1 protein-coding gene is annotated in these 273 nt (G+C 61.5%); it reads right to left on the reverse strand.

The window, feature by feature from the left end; translation table 11 throughout:
* Positions 1-273, reverse strand: a 273-nt coding sequence (locus SB772_RS41005; RefSeq protein ID WP_410838651.1) for a penicillin-binding transpeptidase domain-containing protein, incomplete at both ends; no start/stop codon positions are given.

The following is a 273-nucleotide window of genomic DNA, read 5'->3' on the forward strand; positions in this document are numbered from 1 at the left end:
GTCCGCGCGATGATGTCGTGCACCATCGGGGCGGCCGTTTCAGCGGCGAGGTTCAGGTTGTGCACCCCTGTCAGCGGCTGGTCGATGAAGGACAGCACGACATATTTCGGATTGCTCATCGGGAAGGCGGCGAGGAACGAGTTGAAGCTCAGCTTGTGCGAATAGACGCCGTTGATGACCTTGTTGGCCGTCCCCGTCTTGCCGCCCACATGAAAACCCGGAACATCGGCGGCGCGGCCGGTACCCTGCTCGCCATTCAGGCGAAACAGGTAG

The organism is Paraburkholderia sp. SIMBA_030, assembly GCF_046535245.1.
In the GTDB taxonomy this organism is placed as follows: Bacteria; Pseudomonadota; Gammaproteobacteria; order Burkholderiales; family Burkholderiaceae; genus Paraburkholderia.